Raw genomic sequence first — 16,355 nt, 5'->3', positions numbered from 1 at the left:
ACCCCCCAGGTCATCCGTTCGACAGGGGGGAACAGTCATGCCGGGCCCGGAGGCCAGCGGCCCTCTTGCAGGACCGCGAAGAACATAACGGGGGCCGGGCATCGGGGGCGGGGCGAAGCACGAGCTGGTCTTCGTCGACCGGCTGCCGGCCGCCTTCGTTCACCTGCGGCACGGCGTCACGCACGATGGGCCGGCCTGCTGGTTCGGTGTCGAGCGCTCCACCATCACGTGCGCAGTCGGTGACGTACGGGCCGTTGCGGCGGCGCGGTTGCACCGTCGCGCCCGGCACCGGGCTGTGTACCCTCGCCGAGGTCATCGGCCGTCTCGGCGCGAGCGGACAGACCGGGATCATCGATTGGCAACGACAGGGGTGCGCCGCCCGGCCGCGGGAGGCAAGGACCGGGAGTGGTTCCGCTGCGGCAGGAACGAGCAGAACGCCGTCACGTCCATGGTCGTCACCGACGCACACGGGAAGCTGCTGTTCTGCGGCGCCGTTGAGCCGGCCAGTTGTGCCGACATCACTCATGCCCGAAAGTCAGGCCTGGTCAGGCTACGTGCGGGCGGGCCTGCCGTGGAGATCCTCGCCGGATCCTCGCCGACGCCGGCTGTCAGGGGCTCGGTGCCCACAGGGGCGGTCGGGTGGTGTCACCGCCGCACCGCGGGTTCGAGAACAACCCCCGGACTGGTACGAGGAGGTCGACGAACGCCGGCGCAAGGCTCACTCCTCCTGCCGCATCAGGGTCGAGCGCGGCATTGCACACCTGATGAACTGGCGCGCCCTCGCCCGCCACCAGGGCCGCCGCGAGCACATGACCGGCACCATCCAAGCCATCGCCGGACTGCTGTCACACCAGCGGACCGCCATCCCCGGGGCCGATCAGCGAAGGTGAACACCGGGCGGAAACCACGCCTCACGACGCGCCGGCCGCAACCATGCACGAGCTCGTTGGCCTGGCGGTCCGGCGGCCGTACACGCCGGCCGCCGACGGTGCCTGACTGCCGCCCGGCTGCGGGGCCTTGCGGGAGTGGCGCGTGGACGATGGCGCCCGTCCCCTTACCTTGTTCTTTATCTATCAAGATCTTCCAGGCTTGCCGATGGCCTTGAGGGTCTCGGGGCGTTTGACGGTTTTGCCGATGTCGTAGCGGGGTGCTCGATGTTTGTTCTTGGCACCGGGTGGCCGTCCGGGGCCGGTTCCTCGGGGTTTGGGAACACGGGTCGGGCAGGCGAGGTGAACGCGGATGTTCCGAAACCCTCGGCGGACCCGGGCCGGGGTGAGCCGATCGGAGGTGGCGGGTTTCTCCCAGGGCCGGCGGAGGTCCGCGGCGAGGGGCCGGGCAAGTCGGAGCTGGGTGTGGGCGACGATCAGGATCCAGGTCCAGCGGTCCGCGGCGTTGGGAGTGCGGAGTTTCGGGGTGGTCCAGCCCAGGGTCTGTTTCGCGAAGCGGAAGGTGTGCTCCAGGTCGAAGCGGCGGAGAAATGCCTGCCAGAAACGGTCCACATCGTCCGGGGTGGCGCCAGTCTTCGAGGACCACAACCACACCGGCGGGGCATTCCGTTCCTTCGACAGATGCTCGACCCTCAACCGGATCAACGTTCCTTCGACCAAAGGCAGTTCCCCCTCGTGGTCGAGCCAGGAGGAGCGGTGGGTGAGCCGGGGGTGGACCCGGTCCCATGCCTGGGTCTCGGCCTTGCCGTAGTTGGTGGTGTTCGTGACCGTGGTGATCGCGGGCTCGGGCCAGGTCTCCGGCTTGGCGAAGCGGAACTCCGGGCCGTGCTTGGGCGGCCGGCCGTTGACGCCGTGCATCCTCGGTGGTTTCGGCAGACGCATGACACGGTCGGAGCGGACCCGGCCGACCAGCTCGACCGGCAGATCGCGCAGGACCCACGCCAGGCGGGTGACGTCGTAACCGGCATCGCTGACGATCACGATGGCCGGATCCCCAGCCTGCCACTGCCCTGCGGCGATGAGTCGTTCAACGACGCCTCGGAGCTGGGCGGCGGTGACCGCGGTCGCGTCGTCGACCGGGCCGAGCCGGACCGTGTCCAGGATCGCGGTCCAGAACGTGGCGCCCGGCTCCAGCACCGCGACGAAGGAGTAGGGCCAGCCCGGGATGAACTGCGAGGCCGTCTTCGCACGGCCGTAGACGTGGCAGAACAGCCGCTCTGCTGAGCACGGCGCGTCCGAGCGGAGCCACGGCGACACATCGACCGCCAGGACCAGGCGCCCGCCGTCGAACCGCGGCAGCGGCAGCCCTGCCAACATCGCCCGCAGCCTGTCGACGTCGATCCGGCCGTGGTTCAAGCCGCCATACATCGCTCCGTGCCCACGACGATGCTCGGGCAAGAGCGTCAGGTCCACCGGGGACTTCACCGCACCGTCCGCGCACAGCACTGCGTCCACCAGCTCGAACAGTTCATCGCGCCGAGCGGTCAGACACTCGTAGAACTCGCCCCGGAAGCGTGACGCTTTCGCGAACGCGTCCCTCCGGACCCCATCAGACAGCAGACTCACCCTCACGGCCTTCGTCGTGGTCACGTGCACCTTGGTCGGAGCACAGGATCAGACGAAGGCCGCCCCCATGTCCGGCGAATCCCCAGGTGAGCGACCCAGTTCGACGGACGATTCGAGGTGTCCTGTGAGAACAAGCTTCGAGCGAGTTCCGTCCCAACTTGATTGTTGCTGGCGCCCTACCAACCCATGTCCTTGGCCACCTCGGCCTGGGCTGCGGCGATCTCTTCGTCGGTGGACTCGATGACGTCCACCTCCTCCAAGCGTGTCAGCAGGTCTGCCAGAGCTTGCTTCTGGCCGGGTGCGTGATCGGTATGGCGTTCAGATCGGTGCTCATCAGCCAGTCGAACAGCACGATGGCGTCAGAACGCCACAGGCGGAGATCGACGGTTGGTGCAAACCCCCAGGGGAACCCAGTTTCCATATGGGCATCTTGCCAGGTCAGCGCGCTATGGATCGTCACAGGCAACGGTCACGTGTGCTGCCTGCCAAACCTTCAGTGACGCAACTTCACGCTCGCCCGTCGAAGGTTGATAGCGATGATCAAGGTCCAGCGTCACAGGACGAAGCCGTGAAGATAAAGAACAAGCTTACGGCGTGTTCGTGAAGGAGCGGCGGTAGGAGCGGGGCGGCACTCCCCGGCGGCGCACGAACTGTTCGCGCAGGACGGCCGCGCTGCCGTATCCGACGCGGCGGGCGATCTCCTCGACCGGCAGGTCCGTGGTCTCCAGGAGCTCCTCGGCGCTGCTCAGGCGCAGGCTGCGCAGCCAGGCGTGGGGGGTGGTGCCGGTCGCGGCGGTGAAGCGGCGGGCGAAGGAGCGTTTGCTCATCACGGCACGCCGGGCCAGTTCCGCGACGGGAAGCGGCTCATGGAGGTTCTCGCGGGCCCACGCGAGTACCTCGGCGAGACGCTCGTCGCGGCAGTCTTCGGGGACAGGGGCGGCCAGGTACTGCGCCTGCCCGCCGTCGCGGTGGGAGGGCAGCACCACGTCCCGGGCAACAGCGTTGGCCACCGCGGCTCCGTACTCCCGCCTCAGCAGGTGCAGGCAGAGATCGAAGCCCGCGGCGGCTCCCGCGCCCGTGATGATGCGTCCTTCGTCGATGTAGAGGGCGTCGGGCTCAACGGTGACGTTGGGGTGGCGGCGGGCGAGCAGTCCGGCGAACCGCCAGTGGGTGGTGGCCCGCCGGCCGTCGAGCAGTCCGGCGGCGGCGAGCACGAAAGCGCCGACGCAGTGGGCCGCGACCAGTGAGCCGCGCTGGTGTGCGGCCGACAGCGCATCGAGCACGGCGGGAGCGGGTGGTGTGCGGAAGCCGGCACAGGGCAGGACGATCACCAGATCGGCGGAGGCGAGCCGATCCAGGCCGTGCGTGATGGTGAGCGGCACGCCGAGGTCGGTGGGGACCGGCCCGGGCCGGTCGGTGCACAGGGCGAGGTCGAAGCCGGGCAGGCTCTCGCCGTGCGGGCCGAAGACCTCGGTGACGATGCCGACGGCGAGCATGCCGACTCCGGGCGGGGTGTACGCGGCGACGGTCACGAAGGGAGGCACACGTGCAGTGTGGCACCAATCCTGCGATCAGTGGCAGCTGTGCCACTCGTGAACGATCGGCCTGCCCGCAAGGATTGAGGCCATGACAGACGCACCCCTCGGCCGCAGCGCCGTGTACACGATCCTGACCACCGGATATGTCGGCTCCACCGGCCCCGGAGTCGCCGCCACCGTCTCCTACGTATCCGACGCCGGCCGGCATGTGATCTTCGACCCGGGCATGGTGGCGAGCCGCGACCGCATCCTCGCCCCGCTCGACGAGTTGGGGCTCGGCCCCGACGACATCACCGACGTGGTGCTCAGTCACCACCACCCGGACAACACCATGAACGTGGGCCTGTTCGGACGGGCCCGGGTGCACGACCACAATGTGGAGTACCTCGGCGATCAGTGGAGGAACCGGGATGCGGAGGGTTACGAACTCACCCCGTCGCTACGGCTGATCCGCACCCCGGGCCACAGTGCCGAGGACATCACGCTGCTGGCGGGCACGGACTCGGGCGTGGTCGCCTTCGCCGGTGACCTGTGGTGGCACGCGGACGGCCCGGCGGACGACCCGGTAGCCCCCGACCGTGAGGTGTTGCGCGCCTCCCGGCTGCGGGTGCTGACCGCCGCGGACCTGATCGTGCCCGGCCACGGCGGCCCGTTCAGGGCCGACGACACCACGCCGCGCTAGCCGCTCTGCTGATGGATCAGATCCGCGCCGGCCTCGACCCGGTGCTCGCGGCGTAACCCGAACGTCCGGGTCAGCGAAGGTCGCGAGCAACCACTCCAAGATCCTGCGCAAGGCCTTCCGAGCGCCGCCGGCGCGGTACGCGCGCTCGCCGCCACCCGCGACGACAAGGCCGGCTGAGCCATGACGGACGGGGCGAGCAGGCCCACGCCGCCGCCGTCCGGGGTACCGGCGTTCCGGCCACGGCCAGGCATCGCGGCGCCCGGCGCACGACCTCAACTGGACCGTACCTGGCGTCACCGCATCGGCGTCCCCCCGGTGTCGCCCCCGCCCGACCGTAAACCCGCGAAGCCGCAACGGGGGTGAAGGACGGTCAGGACACACCTCCCGGGTCCGGTCGCCCTTGTCGCGCATGCGGGCGAACCACCACCACAAGGAGAGGCAGGCCTCTCGTGATCCGTTTTCAAGCCGGAGGTCACTTGCTCGCCGGTGCGGCCGCTTCCTGCGGCTTTTGGGATCCCCGGGGACGTTTCGTGGTCAGCCGGCCGCGCCGGCGTCCGCGTAATCCCGCCCGTGAACCTGGCCGGCAGCCAGAAGCAGTCGCCGCCGGGATGCGAACCCGGGTTTCCGAATCCGGTGCGAACCGGCGTCCGGTGTCCTTGGCCGCTGGACGAAGGCGCATGCCCCGGGGAGCGTACGGCGTGGCCCGTGGCCCGTGGCCCGTGGCCGGAGCGCCCGGGTACCGGGAGACACCCGTACGCCGAGGAGCCGTCTCGTCTACGACGTCGGCCCCTCGCACGCCACTGGGTATGCGGCCGGCCCGACCACGACGAGGCCGTCCCCGTGGCGTCACCGACCGCGTCTCATCACGATGGAATGCCGCGGCTGCGCCGTCGTGGGCTGTCTTTTGTGTGTCTCACCCGTCGCTCGGGCCGAGGTCGGTGAGCGCGGTTCCCAGTCGACGTGCGCCTTCGGTCAGCTCGGTGTGGTCGGCGGTCGCGGCGAACCCGATGCGCAGGTGAGGGGCCGGCGGCTCGGTGGCGAAGTAGCGGCTGCCGGCGCTCACGGTGACGCCGCGTTGCCGGGCGGCGCTGGTGAGGACGGTGTCGTCCACGCCCGGCGGCAGGCGAATCCACAGGTGCAGTCCGCCCGCGGGCGGCCCGGCCAGGGCCGCAGCGGGGATCTCCCGGGTGACCGCGGCGGCCAGCACGGCGCACCGCCGGCGCAGCGCCGTACCCAGAGAGCGGACGTGGCGGTCCCAGGAGGGGGAGCTGAGTACCTCCAGCGCGGCTTCCTGGAGCGGGCGCGTGACGAAGAAGTCGTCGACCAGGCGCACCGCCCGCATGCGTTCCATGACCGGTCCGCGGGCCACCAGTGCCCCGATCCGCAGGCTCGGTGCGGCGGGCTTGGTGAGTGAGGTGACGTGGACGACCGTGCCGTCGCGGTCGTCGGCAATCAGCGGTCGCGGCACGGTGCCGCCGTGTCCCAGGTGCCGTGCGAAGTCGTCCTCGAGCACGAACGCGCCCGAGGCGCGCGCCACGTCGAGGATCTGGCGGCGCCGTTCGGGCGCCAGCACGGTGCCGGTCGGGTTCTGGAAGGCCGGCTGGCAGTACAGCAGCCGCGCGCCGGTCATCGCGAACGCGTCGGCCAGGAGGTCGGGCCGCAGGCCGCCCGCGTCGAGCGGTACCGGAACGGGCCGCAGCCCCGCGGCGCGGGCGGCGGCCAGGGCCCGGGGATAGGTGGGGGACTCGACCAGAACCGGGCTGCCGGGCCCGGCGATGGCCCGGAACGCGATCGACAGGGCGCTCTGCCCGCCGGCGGTGACCAGCACGTCCTGCGGCGCCGTGCTGCCGCCGGCGATGCGGGCGAACACGGTGCGCAGCGCCGTCAGGCCGCCGGCCGGGGCGCGGTCCCAGGCGTCCGGACGGCGTGCCGCCCGCGCCAGCGCCGCGCTCAGGGCCCGGGTGGGCTGGAGCGAGCGGTGCACGTAGCCGCCGTCCATCGTGATCGTCCCGGCCGGCGGCGGGCCCAGCGGGTCGGCGATCAAGCGGGTGTCGACGGCGCGGTCGGTGAGGGCGACCGTCTGCCAGTCGGTATCCGTGTCGCTGCTGCCGACTGCGTCGCGGAGCCGGCCCGGCTGCGCCGCGAACGTCCCACTGCCCGGACGGGTCACCACCACGCCCTCGGCGGCCAGTGCGGCGATGGCCCGCGCCACTGTCGCCGGGCCGACCCGGTACTCCCTGATCAGCTCCCGGCTGCTCGGCAGCCGCTCGCCGGGCGACAGCCGGGAGACCAGCGCACGGAGGCTGTCGGCCAACTCACCAGAAGTGCTACCGTAGTTCATGAGAGACAACAGTAGCGCTTCTGGTTCTGGTCGGGAAGCACTTCAGCTGGACGTCGCCGCTCTGCGGGCCGACACCCCGGGGTGCCGCAACGTCATCCACTTCAACAACGCGGGCTGCGGACTGCCGGCAGCGCCCGTGACGGACGCGATGGTCGGCCATCTGAACCTCGAAGCCCGGATCGGCGGTTACGAGGCGTCGGCCGCCCGGGCCGCCGAAGTCCGCGCGTTCTACACGGAGACCGCCGCCCTCCTCAACACCGGGCCCGACAACATCGCCTTCGCAGGAAGCGCCACCCACGCCTACGCCAACGCCCTGTCCTCGATCCCGTTCCAGACCGACGACGTCATCCTCACCACCCGCGACGACTTCATCTCCAACCAGATCGCCTTCCTGTCCCTGCGCAAGCGTTTCGGCGTACGGATCGTCCACGCCCCCGACGCACCCGAGGGCGGCGTCGATGTGGAGGCGATGGCCGCGCTGATGCGGACCCACCGCCCCCGCCTGGTGTCCGCCACCCATGTCCCCACCAACTCGGGCCTGGTCTCGCCGATTGCCGAGATCGGCCGTCACTGCCGCGAGCTGGACCTGCTCTACCTGGTCGACGCCTGCCAGTCGGTGGGCCAGTTCGTCATCGACGTGGAGGAGATCGGCTGCGACCTCCTCACCGCCACCTGCCGCAAGTTCCTCCGCGGCCCGCGCGGCTCCGGATTCCTGTACGTATCCGATCCCGTCCTGCGCGCCGGCTACGAACCGCTGTTCATCGACATGCACGGCGCCCGCTGGACCGAGCCGGGCGGCTACGAGCCCGTAGCGACGGCGGCCCGGTTCGAGGAGTGGGAGTTCCCGTACGCCACGGTGCTCGGCAGCGCCGCCGCGACGCGCTATGCCCGCAGGGTCGGTATCGAGGCCATCGAGCAGCGCACCCCGGCGCTCGCGGCCCGGCTGCGCGACCGGCTCGCACCGGTCCCGGGGGTGCGCGTGCTCGACCGCGGCCCGCGTCTTGCCGCGCTCGTCACCTTCGCCGTGGCGGGCTGGCAGCCGCAGCCGTTCAAGGCGGCCATGGACGCCCGCGGCATCAACTCCGCGCTCAGCTTCCGCGAGTTCGCACAGTTCGACTTCGGGGACAAGGACGTCGACTGGTGCCTGCGCCTGTCGCCGCACTACTACAACACCGAGGAGGAGGTGGACCACGTCGCGGACGCGGTCGCGGACCTCGCCGGCCAGGGACGGCGATGACCGCCGCGCAGACACGCACCGAGGAGCCGCCCACGGCGAGCCTCTGGCGCAACGGCGACGTCCTCAGGTTCTGGCTCGGTGAGACCCTCTCGCTCCTCGGCACCCAGGTCACCAACCTCGCCCTGCCGCTGACCGCGATCATCGCCTTCGACGCCACCGACGAGCAGGTCGGCATCCTGCGGTTCCTGCAGCTCCTCCCGTACCTCGGGCTGGCCCTGGTCTTCGGGGTGTGGGTGGACCGGGGCCCGGCGGCGGCGGATCATGCTCGGCGCCAACCTCGTCCGGATGATCCTGCTGGCTCTCCTCCCCCTCCTGTACTGGACCGACGTGCTCGGCATGGGCTCGCTGCTGGTGATCGCCTGCGCCGTCGGCGTCGCCTCGGTGCTGTTCGACGTGAGGTGGATGTCGTACGTGCCCACCCTCGTGCGCGATCCCCGGCACTATGTCGAAGCCGGCGCCAAGAGGGGGATGAGCTCATCGGCGGCCGATGTGGCGGGACCCGGGCTCGCCGGGGTCCTGATCGGCGCCCTCACCGCACCCGTGGCGCTGATCGTCGACGCGTTCTCCTATCTGGTGTCCCTGGTCTCACTGCTGCTCATCCGCTCTCCCGAGCCCCGCCCCCAACCTCCGGGCGTACGGTGGCACCTGCCGACCGAACTCCGGGACGGCCTGCGCTGGGTCCTGAACAACCGGTCCTGCGGTCCCTTGCACTCATCGGGTTCTGCTGCAACGTTTCCATGGTCGCCGTGTGGACCGTGTTCCTGCTGTACGGAACACGCGACCTCCACCTGGACGCGACCACCCTCGGCGGCATCTTCGCCACCGCCTCCGTGGGCGGTCTCATCGGCGCGGCGATCTCCTGCAAGGTCATCCGGCGCTTCCGGCTCGGCCTCGTCTACCTTCTCGCCCAGTCGGCCCTCCTCATCGGCCCGACACTGATCGTCCTGGTCCCCGGCCCCCAGCTGGTGATGGTGGCGATGTTCGTCCTCTCCTTCTTCACCACCTACCTCGGACTCGGCGTCGCCGGCGTCATCATCGTCAGCCTGCGCCAGGCCAGTACCCCGCAGTCGATGACGGGCCGGATGACGGCGGTCTTCCGCACCCTGCTGTTCGGCGGCGGCGCACTCGGCGGCCTGCTCGCGGGCCTGCTGTCCGGCCGGATCGGCGCCCGGGGGCATGTACCGTGGCCGCGATCGGCTCCGCCACCGTGCTGATCGCGCTTGTCCTGTCCCCGGTGAGCCGACTACGGGGCCTGCCGACGTCACCGGAAGAACCCGTCACGGCGGCAGCGGACGGACAGGCCGCCGGCTGAGACGGAGAACACCGAAGAGCCCCCACTGCGCATTCTCGGCTTTGACATGCGAATGAGACTCCTGAGCTGCAGTTCCGTGGACTGAGTGAGAAGGCTTGGAAGCTTTCCGTTCCCGCTTGATTACCTGTGCTTAGAGCTTGTCTCTCGTGGTGGGTTTGGTCGGCTTCTTGTAGCTGGTCGGTGTGGCTGTGAGGCCGAGGGAGGCCAGGAGGTGTGTGCCTTTGCGCTCGTACCGGACGGTGAGGCGCCGGTAGCCGAAGAGCCAGGAGATCGACCGCTCGATCTTCCGATGGTGCCGGCCCAGGCGCTCGCTGGATTCGATGCCCGGCCGGGCGATGTGCGGGACGACGCCTCGTCCGCGCAGCCGCTTCAGGTGCTCGGTGGAGTGGTACGCCTTGTCCGCGCGGAGCCTGCCGGGGCGGCGCCGGGGAGGACCGCGCGGTGAACGGATCGGGGGTGTGCCCAGGACCTGTGGCAGCAGGGCCTGGCTGTCGTGGACGTTCGCGCCGGACATGCCGAGCGTGAGGGGTATGCCCTGGGCGTCGGTCGGCATGTGCAACGTGCTGCCTTTCTTGCCCCGGTCGACCGGATTGCGCCCGGTCAGTGATCCCTCTTTTTCGTGCGGACGGAGGCCGCATCGGTGATCGCCGAGGTCCAGTCCAGCTCACCGCGGGCACCGAGTTCGTCCGAAACGGCCCGGTGCGGACGTCTCCACAACCCGCCCTGCGTCCACACCGAGAACCGGCGGTGTGCGGTGGCGGGAGAGACGCCGAACGTCTCGGGAAGATGCCGCCACGCGCATCCGCTGGTCAACACGTACACAACGGCGGTGAACACAGCCCGCTCATCGCACGGCGCTGTCCCACCACCCTGCGGTCGCGACGCGAACGAGGGAAGCAACGGGGCTACCAGCGACCAGAGTTCGTCAGGAACCAACCGCTGTGACAGACCGACACCCATGACAAGCCATCATGCCGCATCGATTCGACACCACGTGAGACACACTCTTAGTTGCCATACGGGACTACCCGTATGGCAACTCTCGTCCGCGTGTGTCTCGGTATCGCTAGTGCTGTGACAGTGTGCATGTGCCGGTGGGCTCTTGTTCGGTCAGCCTGAGCCAGTACTAGACATTGCAAGCTACCGGCCTTAGTTTGGTACCGTGACATCGACGCCAAACCCCCAGCTTCTCAAGGGAGTGCTGTCGCTCCTGCTGCTCCGGCTCGTCGCCGAACGGGAGTCCTACGGCTACGAACTGGTGCAGCGTCTGCGGGTGACCGGACTGTCCGAGATCACGGACGGCACCGTGTACCCGGCACTGGCGCGGCTGGAGCGGGAGGGCCGGCTCAGCACCCGGCTGGTCGCATCCCGTTCGGGCCCCGCCCGCAAGTACTACCGCCCCACCGAGGACGGGTACCGGGCACTGACCGAAGGTGCGAGCAACTGGCTGTCACTGGCCGACGTGGTCACCCCGGTGCTGTCCCGTCCCGTACCCGCCGAACCCGCCCCACCAGCCGAGGAGGGTTGATATGAACCGTACGAGTGACTCAGAGCTGACCCTGGTCGACCGGCTGCGCATCGAACGCACCGTGTGGACTCTCGACTCACACCTCGACATTCTGCCCATCCGGTCCAAGCGCGCCAAGCGACGCGAGACGCGGGCCAACCTGTACGCCGCGGCGGCCGACGTCGGTACCGCCGAGGCCATCCGCCGCCTGGGCGACCTGCGGCACCTTGCTGCCGACTACTTGGCCGCCGAGTACGGGGAGCATGGTCCGCGGCCCTCCTACACCATGGGCGCCGTCTGGCTGATAACGGTGCATGTGATCGCCGGGCTCGTCGCGGTGGTCGGAAAGGCCGCCTTCACCGCCGGCGTCCGCGCCGCCGACCCCCGCGCCACCGGAGACTTCCCCTGGCCCGGCGTGCGCCACGTGATCGACGAGGCCACCGTCACCCTCCATGACGGTGCGACAAGCGCCACGGTCGGCGGCGCCTGGACGCCGCTCGTCTATCTGGTCTCGGCGATCGCCTTCGTCGTCGGCGGAAGGCTGTGGCGACTGCTGCCGCAGTGGCGACGCCGGTACTCCCACGCCGCGCCCCAAGAGTGATCCGACCAGGGGCCCGCGGAGCCCCGATCCGAGGCGGGCCACGGACCCGGTCCGAGTCGCCGTCTCCCTCGTTCCACCCTCCTCCCCACCCGAATCCCACGGCCCGTCCGGGCCGTGGGATTCGGGGCCCTCAGCCTCCCCTTCCAGCGCGGGCGCTCTCCGTCTCCGCACGCTCTGCCCATCAGCCCACGGCGCGCCAACTCTTCCGCCCCTCCATGCCTGAGTACGCCTCGGCCCTCACTTCTCTCAGGAGTCTTGCCGTGAACACAGAGGCCACCAGCCCTCCGCCCACCACTACCGGCGTCTGGCGGTTCGGGCCGCGGCGGAGGCGGCGGGCAGCCGTCGTGCTTGCCGCGGTGCTGTCCGTGCTGGGCGGCACTCAGCCGGCGGCGGCCGCCCAGCCGGGGCCTCCGGTACCCGCCGGCCCGGCTGCCGAGTGGTTGCCGATGCCGCAGTCCGCACTTGACCGCCTCGTCGCCGGCGGGGTGCCGGGAGTGATCGTGCTACGGCGCCACGGCGCCCGGGTGCAGGTCGCCACGAGCGGAGTGGCCGACCGGCGCACCGGGGACCCGATCCGTGCCCACGACCGGCTGCGGATCGGCAGCAACACCAAGACGTTCGTCGCCACTGTCGTCCTCCAACTCGCGGGTGAAGGCAGGCTGAAGCTCTCCGACAGCATTGAGTGGTGGCTGCCCGGCATGGTGCCGAACGGCTCTGCGATCACGATCCGCCACCTTCTCAACCACACCAGCGGGCTGTACAACTTCAACGAGGACCCCCGGCTGCTCGTCCCCTACGCAACCGACCCCGCTCACTACTGGCCGCCACGTGACCTGGTCGCCCTCGCCACCTCGCACCCGCCGCTGTTCGCGCCAGGAGCGTCGTGGTCGTATTCCAACACCAACTACGTGCTCCTCGGACTGCTCATCGAAGCCGTGACCCGGCACCGGGCCGGCACCGAAGTGCTGAACCGGGTCACCCACCCTCTGCGTCTACGCCACACCTCCTTCCCGCTGCGCAACCCCCGCCTGCCCCACCCCCACACCCGCGGCTACCTCACCAACCTCCCCGCGGACGTGACGCCGGACGGCGTCCTCGACAGCACCGTCCTCAGCCCGTCCATCGCGTGGACCTCGGGCGGCATGGTCTCCACCGTCCATGATCTGGCCCGGTTCCATCGCGCGCTGTTCACCGGCCGGCTGCTGCGCCCCGAGCAGACGCGGGAGCTCACCACCGTCGTGCCCGGATCGGACTACGGACTCGGCATCATTCGCTGGAGTACCTCCTGCGGCACCGCGTGGGGGCATGGCGGCTCCTTCCCCGGATACCTCAGCATCGCCCTGACCAGCACCGACGGTGCGCGCCAGGCCGTCATCGCGCTGAACAGCGACCGGACCCTCAGCGAGGCCACCCTCGCCAGCATCGACGCCGCCCTGGAAGCGCTCTTCTGCGGCCCGCCGCGTCCCGGCAACCGGCACCGCCACGCCGATGCGGCCAGCGTCCCGGGGCTCGCGGACCAACTCCGGCGCCACCTCGTTGCCGCCGAGGACGGGCGGGGGTACGGCAGGTGTGGTGGCTCCCGATGGCGGTCAGGGCGTTGATACCAGTGGCCGGCTACGCCCACCGCATCTTGATCACCGACAGCTGCTCGACCCGCTCGGGGGAGAGCGTGGCGGCTCTGCTGCGCTGGTTGCTGATCCACGAGCCCAGCTTGAGGTCTCGTTCCTCCTGGCCCTGGCCGTCGCCACCGGTGGCGATCCGCTCGACGTGTCCCCTGGGCACCTGGAGGTGCCCCTCTCGTTCGTAGTATTGGCGGGCGGCGATGTAGTTCAGCGCCCACTTGTCGGCGTGCTTGCGGCGTGGTTTCGGCTTCTCGTCCTGGGCCGCCGGGTCGATCCCGAGGACGTTCTCGCACATCCACTGCTGGGCGCCGGTGAGCCGGTCCCATCCAAGGCGTTGTGCCCTGACCCACCGCCCGAGGTCCTCGCCCTGGTGTACGGCCTGGCCCGGTGCGGTGGGCAGTGTGCCGCCGGCGTCCAGGTGCTGGCGGACGAGGCGGAAGGCGCGCTGCCATTCCACGGGCCAGGCGGGGCACCAGGACGGGTCGATGTCCTCCAACTGCTCGCGCCGCTCCGCAGTCAGCGTCCCGGCGCGGGCGTCGGCTCGCGCGTTCTTCAGCCAGATGCCGACCTTGTGGCCCCGGTGGACGGCGTCGAGCGGGACCAGGAGGTGCCCGTTCTCCTTCGCCCACCCACGCGCCGCGGTGAGTCCTTCCTCCCACGCGACGTCACGGTGCGACCAGACCATGCCCAGCTGCTCCAGCTGCTGGACACGTTCGGCGTCCAGGCGGCCGCGGGCGTGTCGGTGGCGGGCGTCGGCGATCCACTGTCCGAGCGGGAAGCCTGCGAGCGAGGCCGGCCATCCCTCCCGCACACCCTCGCTCTCCTCTTCGCCCTGGCCCTCGGCCTCCTGCCCCCGGCTGTCGGGTACGCGGTACGTGAACGGGATCTTCAGGCCGCCGTGGAGCCGGGTGTAGATGACGGCCGCCTCCACGCCGCGCCGCCAGTGCTCCTTCTCGGGGTTGAGGACGCGCAGGCTGATGAAGGCGGCTAGGGCGGCCGGGTCGCGCGGGGTGCTGAACTTCAGCAGCGCCCGCGCCGGCACCGAGACAAGGATGCCCTCTTCGCCCTCGGCGCTCTTTGCATCCTGGCCTCCCTCACGGCTCTGGACGCCCTGGGAGCGGCTGGGTGCTTGTGGCACGGCCAATGCCTCCACGATGCGGGTGTCGTGCGCCCTGAGGGCTTCCAGGAGCTTGGCCAGTCCACCGAACGCTCGGCTTGTGAGCATGTTGTCCGCGGTTTCCCCGGGCCCGAGCAGGATCGGCACGACCAGTGAGGCCACCTTGCCTTCGCCGGGCTGGATGCGCAGGGCGCGGCCGACGGCCTGGACGAGGTCGGGCATAGAGCCGCGCACGTCGGCGAAGTACACGCTGTCGCAGTTCTTGGTGTCCACGCCCTCACCCAGGACCTTCGCCGATCCCAGGAAGCGCCGGGCCGCGTCTGCGCCGCCGCCGGCGAACTCGTCCAGCACGCGGCGCCGGTGGGCCGGTGGGTGATCGCCACAGAGCCAGTCGGCCCAGACCGCGCCCGGGTACAGCTCCGGGTCGTCCGCGTGCAACTGCGCGGCGACGTCGGGAAGGCCGGCCGCGAACGCCTCGGCCTCCTTGACCAGGTGGTGGAAGACCAGCGTCCTACGGAAGTCCTCCTCGGCCGAGGCCTTCACCAGTGCCGTCTGCAGAGCCGCGAGCCGCGCCCCGCGTACCTCATCCGACCGGCCTTCGACGCCCAGGAGCTGCGTGGCCTGGAGCTGGGTGTCGGCGATGTCGACGCACACCACCTGGTACGGCGCGCAGATGCCCCAGTTGATCGCCTCGGACAGGGTCAGGGTGTAGCACCTGCTGCCGAACGGGCTGTCCGGATCGTCCTCCATCGACGCCACCAGCTCACCGGGCACGCCCGGCTCCTGTTCGTCGTCCAGCTGCCACAGCCGCGGCGTGGCCGTCATGTACAGCCGCCGCAGAGCGGGGATGCGGGTGTTGTCGTGGATGACCGCCCAGGGCTTGCCGATCCGCCCCGACGTGCGGTGCGCCTCGTCCACGACGACCAGGTCCCAGCCCGGAAGGCCGGCCGCGTGCGCGCGCTCCAGTGTGCCGTGCCCGAGCGAGGCGTACGTGGCGAACACCGTCACCTTGTGGAACGGCCGCACCCATTCAGCCAGCTCCACCGCACCCGTGGTGTTCGGGAAGACCGCCTCGTCCCCGCGCAGCGAGGACACCCCGATCATTGGCCCCGTACGGCCCCCCGCGCGCCACTCGGCCTCCGTCTGCGTGAGCAGGTCCAGCGAGGGCACCAGGACCAGCACCCGGCCGGCCTCCAGCTCCTCCGCGCTGCGCAGAGCCACCAGGGTCTTGCCCGAGCCGGTTGCCATGACCACCTGCGTCCGCAGCCCCCGTTCGGGCACAGCCGACCGCACCGGCAGTTCGAGCGCGCGCAGCACCGCATCAACGGCCTCGCGCTGGTGGGGACGGAGAGTCTTCGGCACGTTCCGCTCCTTTGCGGGCTCTGCTGTCGTTGGTGACGCGATCGTGGTGACGTTCCGGTGGCGCGTCACGGGTGTCATCCGGTGGGGGATGCTGAGGCAAGTTTAGATCTCAGCTTCATTTTGAAGCATACTAGAGAGGCGGCTTTCGGGCCCGGCACTGTTTCACGCCTGACAGACCGTCACTTGCTTTTTTGAGGTAGCCGCCATCCCGCACCCTCCCCGCTTGCTGGTGCTGTCTTTTTGCTCCTGAAGCGAAGCGGAGGGAGCCGGTTTTGAAGGCGAAGCCGGAAGAACCGCCGGGCCGGGGAGCGCAGCGGACCTGCCCTGAGCCTGGAGCAAAGCGGAAGGCTTCAGTGAGGGCGTAGCCCTCACAAGCTCCGGGAGCGCAGCGGACGGAGCGTCAATCTGCATGCGAAGCATGCAGATTGTGCGGGACGCTCCCGCGGAGCGGGAGCGCAACACCCGTGCGCAGCACGGGTGTTCGCCTGCACATCGCGCAGCGATGTGGTACCCGCTCCGCGGG

13 protein-coding genes and 2 pseudogenes are annotated in these 16,355 nt (G+C 70.3%); 9 read left to right on the top strand and 6 right to left on the bottom strand.

Going from position 1 to position 16,355, the window contains the following annotated elements; genetic code table 11:
* Positions 1–100: 100 nt before the first annotated feature.
* Positions 101–196 (top strand): annotated as a pseudogene (locus ACH5AF_RS35030) (hypothetical protein); the annotation flags it as partial.
* A gap of 568 nt (positions 197–764) precedes the next feature.
* The gene (locus tag ACH5AF_RS35025; protein ID WP_398907555.1) at positions 765–890 is read left to right on the top strand and encodes a hypothetical protein; all 126 of its coding nucleotides are present in this window, start codon (positions 765–767) and stop codon (positions 888–890) included.
* A 183-nt stretch (positions 891–1,073) separates the two neighbouring features.
* Here the strand turns inward: ACH5AF_RS35025 and ACH5AF_RS35020 are convergent, their stop codons facing one another.
* The 3 genes from ACH5AF_RS35020 to ACH5AF_RS35010 all read right to left on the bottom strand — a co-directional run bounded on the left by ACH5AF_RS35020 (position 1,074) and on the right by ACH5AF_RS35010 (position 4,009).
* Positions 1,074–2,513: an NF041680 family putative transposase gene (locus ACH5AF_RS35020; RefSeq protein ID WP_398907559.1), complete on the bottom strand. Its 1,440-nt coding sequence runs from the start codon at positions 2,511–2,513 to the stop codon at positions 1,074–1,076.
* 265 nt (positions 2,514–2,778) lie between these two features.
* Entirely contained in the window at positions 2,779–2,973 is a 195-nt protein-coding gene (locus tag ACH5AF_RS35015; RefSeq protein ID WP_398907553.1) for a hypothetical protein, read from the bottom strand.
* A gap of 127 nt (positions 2,974–3,100) precedes the next feature.
* Positions 3,101–4,009, bottom strand: coding sequence for a GlxA family transcriptional regulator (locus ACH5AF_RS35010; protein ID WP_398907557.1), 909 nt, complete (start codon positions 4,007–4,009; stop codon positions 3,101–3,103).
* A 130-nt stretch (positions 4,010–4,139) separates the two neighbouring features.
* On the opposite strand from ACH5AF_RS35010, the gene ACH5AF_RS35005 reads away from it, so the two are divergent.
* On the top strand, positions 4,140–4,733 hold the full coding sequence (locus ACH5AF_RS35005; protein ID WP_398907552.1) for an MBL fold metallo-hydrolase: 594 nt from the start codon (positions 4,140–4,142) through the stop codon (positions 4,731–4,733).
* A 913-nt stretch (positions 4,734–5,646) separates the two neighbouring features.
* Here the strand turns inward: ACH5AF_RS35005 and ACH5AF_RS35000 are convergent.
* Positions 5,647–7,074: a PLP-dependent aminotransferase family protein gene (locus ACH5AF_RS35000; protein WP_398907550.1), complete on the bottom strand. Its 1,428-nt coding sequence runs from the start codon at positions 7,072–7,074 to the stop codon at positions 5,647–5,649.
* Here ACH5AF_RS35000 and ACH5AF_RS34995 point away from each other — a divergent pair.
* From ACH5AF_RS34995 to ACH5AF_RS34985, 3 genes and pseudogenes are all read left to right on the top strand, one after another.
* Entirely contained in the window at positions 7,073–8,311 is a 1,239-nt protein-coding gene (locus ACH5AF_RS34995) for an aminotransferase class V-fold PLP-dependent enzyme (RefSeq protein ID WP_398907548.1), read from the top strand. The genes ACH5AF_RS35000 and ACH5AF_RS34995 overlap by 2 nt on opposite strands.
* Positions 8,312–8,572: 261 nt before the next feature.
* A pseudogene (locus ACH5AF_RS34990) lies at positions 8,573–8,935 on the top strand (MFS transporter); the annotation flags it as partial.
* A gap of 113 nt (positions 8,936–9,048) precedes the next feature.
* Positions 9,049–9,525: a hypothetical protein gene (locus ACH5AF_RS34985; protein ID WP_398907561.1), complete on the top strand. Its 477-nt coding sequence runs from the start codon at positions 9,049–9,051 to the stop codon at positions 9,523–9,525.
* Between the two features lie 228 nt (positions 9,526–9,753).
* Here the strand turns inward: ACH5AF_RS34985 and ACH5AF_RS34980 are convergent.
* Positions 9,754–10,583, bottom strand: a protein-coding gene (locus ACH5AF_RS34980; protein WP_398907546.1) for an IS5 family transposase whose coding sequence is annotated in 2 segments (ribosomal slippage) — positions 9,754–10,233 and positions 10,236–10,583 — 828 coding nt in all. Because the reading frame shifts where the segments join, the coding sequence is not laid out codon by codon here.
* Positions 10,584–10,785: 202 nt separating this feature from the next.
* Here ACH5AF_RS34980 and ACH5AF_RS34975 point away from each other — a divergent pair.
* The 3 genes from ACH5AF_RS34975 to ACH5AF_RS34965 all read left to right on the top strand — a co-directional run bounded on the left by ACH5AF_RS34975 (position 10,786) and on the right by ACH5AF_RS34965 (position 13,332).
* On the top strand, positions 10,786–11,151 hold the full coding sequence (locus tag ACH5AF_RS34975) for a PadR family transcriptional regulator (RefSeq protein ID WP_398907544.1): 366 nt from the start codon (positions 10,786–10,788) through the stop codon (positions 11,149–11,151).
* A gap of 1 nt (position 11,152) precedes the next feature.
* Positions 11,153–11,731, top strand: coding sequence for a hypothetical protein (locus ACH5AF_RS34970; RefSeq protein WP_398907542.1), 579 nt, complete (start codon positions 11,153–11,155; stop codon positions 11,729–11,731).
* Between the two features lie 260 nt (positions 11,732–11,991).
* Entirely contained in the window at positions 11,992–13,332 is a 1,341-nt protein-coding gene (locus ACH5AF_RS34965) for a serine hydrolase domain-containing protein (RefSeq protein ID WP_398907541.1), read from the top strand.
* Positions 13,333–13,345: 13 nt separating this feature from the next.
* On the opposite strand, the gene ACH5AF_RS34960 is transcribed toward ACH5AF_RS34965, so the two are convergent.
* Positions 13,346–15,832, bottom strand: a complete 2,487-nt coding sequence (locus ACH5AF_RS34960) for a Helicase associated domain protein (protein ID WP_398907539.1) — start codon at positions 15,830–15,832, stop codon at positions 13,346–13,348.
* Positions 15,833–16,355 lie beyond the last annotated feature (523 nt).

This window comes from Streptomyces sp. NPDC018833 (genome assembly GCF_044390825.1).
Classification (GTDB): Bacteria; Actinomycetota; Actinomycetes; order Streptomycetales; family Streptomycetaceae; genus Streptomyces.
This window is presented reverse-complemented; position numbering and strand designations above follow the sequence as displayed.

Bases quoted from the DNA above. Each gene is read 5' to 3' on its own strand.
- ACH5AF_RS35010 (WP_398907557.1), bottom strand. From the start codon at position 4,009: ATGCTCGCCGTCGGCATCGTCACCGAGGTCTTCGGCCCGCACGGCGAG.
- ACH5AF_RS35005 (WP_398907552.1), top strand. From the start codon at position 4,140: ATGACAGACGCACCCCTCGGCCGCAGCGCCGTGTACACGATCCTGACC.
- ACH5AF_RS34970 (WP_398907542.1), top strand. From the start codon at position 11,153: ATGAACCGTACGAGTGACTCAGAGCTGACCCTGGTCGACCGGCTGCGC.
- ACH5AF_RS35025 (WP_398907555.1), top strand. From the start codon at position 765: ATGAACTGGCGCGCCCTCGCCCGCCACCAGGGCCGCCGCGAGCACATG.
- ACH5AF_RS34985 (WP_398907561.1), top strand. From the start codon at position 9,049: ATGGTCGCCGTGTGGACCGTGTTCCTGCTGTACGGAACACGCGACCTC.
- ACH5AF_RS34995 (WP_398907548.1), top strand. From the start codon at position 7,073: ATGAGAGACAACAGTAGCGCTTCTGGTTCTGGTCGGGAAGCACTTCAG.
- ACH5AF_RS35000 (WP_398907550.1), bottom strand. From the start codon at position 7,074: ATGAACTACGGTAGCACTTCTGGTGAGTTGGCCGACAGCCTCCGTGCG.